Genomic DNA, 4,634 nt, shown 5'->3' on the forward strand with positions numbered 1-4,634 from the left:
CGCTGCGCAGGCTGCGACTCACTGGGTTCAATTCCGATGTTGATACCGCTCCTCACGTTCGTTCGTCGCAGGTATGCGCCGTCCGGGAATTGAACCCGGGCTAGAGCCTTGGGAAGGCTCTGTCCTACCACTGGACCAACGGCGCGCACATAGACATACGCGCGTTTTTCAATTTATATGCGTCGATCGCCCCTGCAGTGTGAGCGTCCACTGCCTGCGTTCACCGCAGTTGGCCGCTATCCCTGCATGATCAGTCACAAAACTGAGCTAAATAACACAAATGTCCACAAATTTGCGAAAACGAACGGGTATTAGAGCCTGCACGCCGTATCACTGGTATGGCTGAGGAAAGCGTTCTGTTGCGGGAGGAACCGCCGATCGATCTCACGCTTTCGGATGACGAACTCGATCGGGTCGAAGACCACCTCGTTTCGTTCATTCGCGAAACCGTCGAGGCTGCGGGCGCCGACGGCGCAACACTGGGACTCTCAGGCGGAATCGATTCGACGACCACTGCCCACCTCGCGGTAGAAGCGCTTGGCACTGACGGCCTTCACGGGCTCGTGATGCCGAGTGAGGTCAACGACCCAGACACCATGAGCGACGCCGAGCGGGTCGCGACCGACCTGGGCATCGAGTACGACGTTATCGAGATTCAGCCGATCGCCGAGCAGTTCTTCGAGGCATATCCAGACGCGGCCGACGATCGCATGGCCGCCGGCAACGTCTACGTCCGGACGCGGGCGGTGTTGAACTACTTCGTCGCGAACCACGAGAACCGGATCGTCCTCGGCACGGGTAACCGATCGGAGGCGATGACCGGCTACTTCACCAAGTACGGCGACCAGGCGGTCGACTGCAACCCGATCGGTGGGCTCTACAAACAGCAGGTCAGACAGCTCGCTGCCCACATCGGCGTCGATCGCGACCTCGTGATGCAGACGCCGACCGCGGGGATGTGGGTCGACCAGACCGACGAGGACGAACTCGGGCTCGACTACGACACGCTGGATGCGATCCTCGCACTCCACATCGACGGCCCGCTGTCGACGAGTGCGACGATCGAGGCGCTTGACGTTACTGCCGAACAGATCGATCGCGTCGAGTCGCTCGTCGCCGAAAGCGAACACAAACGGGCCATGCCGCCGGCCCCCGATCCGCTTCTGTTGTAAGCGATCAGAATACGAAGCATTTGTACTGTTACTCAGAGCAATCGGCAGTACCAGCAGTTGTCAGTCAAAGCGATCGGCAGCGATCGCCTCTCCGTAGCGATCGTACAGCGCCGCAAACGCCGTTGTCTCCGCTTCGAGCTGTGTCGACAACTCGGCTCGATCGCGGATGCGATGTTTGACGTGCGCGAGCGCGTCTGGCTTGTTTGCGGTGAGCTCTTTAGCGACACGTTCGGGGTGGTCGACGAGACGTGAGACCAGTCCCATCCGGCGGGCCTCCTCGGCGTCGATCGTCCGCCCCGACAGCGCAATGTCCAGTGCGTTCCCTTCGCCAACGAGGTATGGTAACCGGAGGGTGCCGCCCCACGCGCCGAACAGCCCGAAGCGAACGCCTGGTTCGGCGAACGTCGCCTGCGGTGTCGCGATTCGAAGATCGCAGGCCGCGGCGAGTTCGACGCCACCGCCGCGTGCCGGGCCGTCGATTCCGGCGACGACGATCGCGTCGGTCTCCGCGATTGCGTTGGCGACCCGCTGGCCGTGTGCGGCGAACGCTTCTGGATCGGAGAGCGCGGCCACGCTGTCGAGATCTGCGCCCGCACAGAACGCTGAGCCGGCCCCGTGAAGGTAGAGTACAGGCGCTGTCGCGCCGCGGATCGCCGCTTCCAGCTGGGTCAGTCCCTGGGGAGTTAGCGCGTTTCTGCGATCGGGACGATCGAGCGTGATGATTCGGTAGCCGTCGGCGCGTTTCGATCGGATCATATGCCCAGATAGGGGGAGTTTCCAAAGGTCTTTGCCGTTGCCAGTCGAATATTCGGATAATGGACGACGCCGTTGCGACGCGGGCGGCCGCCACGGAGGCGATCGCCGACATCGAGCCTCCCCGTCTACGCGAAATCCTCGAGGCTCGACTTACCGAGACGTCGATGACACCCGGTGTTCTCACGCTTGCGAGCGCGCGATCGATGAATCCGTCAGTCGACGCACGCGGGCTCACAGAGCAGGCCGCTGGCGTACAACTCATCTACGAGGGCCTTCGGCTCACTCGCACGCTCGCCCACGACGAGCCGTGGCTCCCCGAGGGGACTGACGCGGAGAACCTCACCCCCGACATGGAGATCCTCGCGGCCGACGTGCTCGTCTCGCGAGGGTTTTACTTACTCGCCCGAACCGACGCCGCCACGGCGGCAGTTGAAACGGTCCGATCGTTCGGCCGCGACCAGACACGTCGCCGCGATCCTGGCGTCGATGTCGATCGCCTCGATCGAAACCTCGAAGCCGACGTGTTCGAGTTGGCGGTGATCGCCGGCTCGACTGCCGCCGGGGGCGAGGCCCCCCAAGAGCTTCGATCGTTCGTTTCTGAACTGGCCCGTGGATACGACGGAGACTCCCTGCCGCCCGCCGGCGAGACGGTGACGAACGTGACGACCGATCGGCTGGCCTCGCTAACTGATACGCGTGTGCCCTCGTCGGCAACAGACGGGTAGGTGGCGATCGGTGATAGCGTGGGGTTTTGTGGCACGGAAACCGCGTGACGCGATCGGGAAACCGAAAGAGTAGAATCGAAACGCCTAAAGAGACAACCGCCAAACGAATCATTGCTTGCCTGGGTAGCTTAGCGGTAAAGCGCGTCCTTGGTAAGGACGAGAGCCCGGGTTCAAATCCCGGCCTAGGCTTCCTTTCTTTTGATTTCGGGGGTTTCAGGCCTTCTCCGCGTTCCAACAATGAAGCCAGTTCAAGGACGCGACCCCGGTGTCAAAATTGTCACCCCGACGGCGTACAGCGATTACAGAGATTTGAATGGCTCTTTACATAAGCCATTTAAAACTTTGCTACGAAGTGATCTAGATCTAGATAGAGGAATTCGATGAGTATGACGGTTGACGACGAAAACAAAGTGCAGGGCATCGTCCTTTTGACGGATGAGGCCTCCAAATTTCTAAACCCTAGAGAAGAGATCGCGTACAAGGAGCATCGCCGCGAACTCGCCGAATGGATGCTTAACCTCGGTAAAGACCCGGCGAAGGCCGAAGGTTACAGCCACAGCACGGCCAAAAACCGGATGAACAAATTAGACTTGTTCTATCGCTGGGCCTGGGACCAGGAACACCGCTACATACAAGACCTGGGAATAGAGCACGCGGAGGCCTGGATGCGCGACTTAGCGAAACGGGATTTGAAGGAATCGACGAAGTGCCATTACCAGAAGTCGGTGCAGACGTTGTTCAAATGGATGCGTGAGGCCCGGAATCGGGATGTGGAGTGGGAGCCGAGCATCGAGTACAGCGACCCCAGCACAACGTACCAGCCCCGGGAGTACTTGACCCAGAGTGATCGGAAGAAGATGCGTGAGGCCGCCATGAGCTACGGCAGCGTCCCACATTACAATTCGTTGACTCCAGAGGAACGAACCCGGTGGAAGAAGCATTTGGCCCAGAGACTGCAAAAACCCAAAGAAGAAGTCACGAAAACGGATTTCCTACAGGCCAACTCGTTCAAATACACTTCGATGATATTCGTCGCGTTAGACGCAGGCTTCAGGCCTGTAGAGATCAAGCGGGCGAATATTCAGTGGTTCGACCCCAGTAACGGAGTCCTTCGTATTCCGGAGGAGGAATCGAGTAAGAGTCGGGAGAACTGGATTGTCGCACTGAAACCGGAGACCGTCTCAATCCTGAAAAAATGGAAACAAGAACGCGACACCATTTCCAAGTACGATGGCAGGGATGCGATGTGGCTCACCCAGAAAGCCAACCGATACAACAAGGACAGCTTCCGCCGCTCAGTATTCCACAAAATCGCGGGTGAAGCAGGCCTCGACCTCGAAAACCGGGACCTTACACCCTACAGCATACGACACAGCACGGCGACGTATATCGCACAGGAAGCCGACTTAGCTACCGCCGCGAAACAGTGCCGTCACAAATCCAAGCAGACCACGCAGAAATACGCTCACAGCTCAGTCGATAGACAAAGTGAGGCCGTCAACAAAATCGACTGAAATCTCCCGAGGCCGTTCTCCTTTTCTCGCCTAACCCGGACACCCCCAGTTAGTCGCTACCTGTTCCAGGCCTAACCCACAGCTGAAATTCAGGCCTGACTTTCCCGGTGAAGCCTGTTTCAGGACTGGTTCTCAGGCCTGCCAATCTGGTTCTGGGCTAATTCAGGGCCTTGGTTCTGGCCTGTTTTTCAGGACCAATGCGTAGGCATGGTTTTTCAGGGGTAGGAGATAGTTGGTCCAATTAAGAGCTAATATTGTTACTCAGTAGTGATTTAAAGCTGTAGTTTAATAATTTGATATGATTTATGGAGACTGTTGATTCAAAATGGATAAACAAACCAATACAAACAGACGTGACGCTTTGAAGAGTAGTAGTTGGATAGCAAGACCAAGATATACCGCTCAGTGATGCCTCTCGTCCTTACCGAAGTTCTCTCCCACCCAGAATTGACTGGAGCTGTTCTGGT

4 protein-coding genes and 2 tRNA genes are annotated in these 4,634 nt (G+C 58.0%); 4 read left to right on the top strand and 2 right to left on the bottom strand.

Going from position 1 to position 4,634, the window contains the following annotated elements; genetic code table 11:
• Positions 1 to 74: 74 nt before the first annotated feature.
• Positions 75 to 145 (bottom strand) — tRNA-Gly (locus E5K03_RS13455).
• A 193-nt stretch (positions 146 to 338) separates the two neighbouring features.
• Between E5K03_RS13455 and E5K03_RS13460 the strand changes: the two genes are divergently transcribed.
• Positions 339 to 1,172, top strand: a complete 834-nt coding sequence (locus E5K03_RS13460) for an NAD+ synthase (RefSeq protein WP_171006695.1) — start codon at positions 339 to 341, stop codon at positions 1,170 to 1,172.
• Between the two features lie 60 nt (positions 1,173 to 1,232).
• On the opposite strand, the gene E5K03_RS13465 is transcribed toward E5K03_RS13460, so the two are convergent.
• Complete coding sequence (locus E5K03_RS13465) at positions 1,233 to 1,928, bottom strand: enoyl-CoA hydratase/isomerase family protein (RefSeq protein WP_138007331.1); 696 nt, start codon at positions 1,926 to 1,928, stop codon at positions 1,233 to 1,235.
• 59 nt (positions 1,929 to 1,987) lie between these two features.
• On the opposite strand from E5K03_RS13465, the gene E5K03_RS13470 reads away from it, so the two are divergent.
• The 3 genes from E5K03_RS13470 to E5K03_RS13480 all read left to right on the top strand — a co-directional run bounded on the left by E5K03_RS13470 (position 1,988) and on the right by E5K03_RS13480 (position 4,167).
• Positions 1,988 to 2,653, top strand: coding sequence for a DUF7114 family protein (locus E5K03_RS13470; protein WP_138007332.1), 666 nt, complete (start codon positions 1,988 to 1,990; stop codon positions 2,651 to 2,653).
• A gap of 117 nt (positions 2,654 to 2,770) precedes the next feature.
• Positions 2,771 to 2,842 (top strand) — tRNA-Thr (locus tag E5K03_RS13475).
• Positions 2,843 to 3,039: 197 nt separating this feature from the next.
• Complete coding sequence (locus tag E5K03_RS13480) at positions 3,040 to 4,167, top strand: tyrosine-type recombinase/integrase (RefSeq protein WP_138007333.1); 1,128 nt, start codon at positions 3,040 to 3,042, stop codon at positions 4,165 to 4,167.
• Positions 4,168 to 4,634 lie beyond the last annotated feature (467 nt).

This window comes from Halalkalirubrum salinum (assembly GCF_005543295.1).
GTDB lineage: Archaea > Halobacteriota > Halobacteria > Halobacteriales > Haloferacaceae > Halalkalirubrum > Halalkalirubrum salinum.

Coding starts and splice junctions, on each gene's coding strand:
- E5K03_RS13460 (WP_171006695.1), top strand. CDS start 339: ATGGCTGAGGAAAGCGTTCTGTTGCGGGAGGAACCGCCGATCGATCTC.
- E5K03_RS13465 (WP_138007331.1), bottom strand. CDS start 1,928: ATGATCCGATCGAAACGCGCCGACGGCTACCGAATCATCACGCTCGAT.
- E5K03_RS13470 (WP_138007332.1), top strand. CDS start 1,988: ATGGACGACGCCGTTGCGACGCGGGCGGCCGCCACGGAGGCGATCGCC.
- E5K03_RS13480 (WP_138007333.1), top strand. CDS start 3,040: ATGACGGTTGACGACGAAAACAAAGTGCAGGGCATCGTCCTTTTGACG.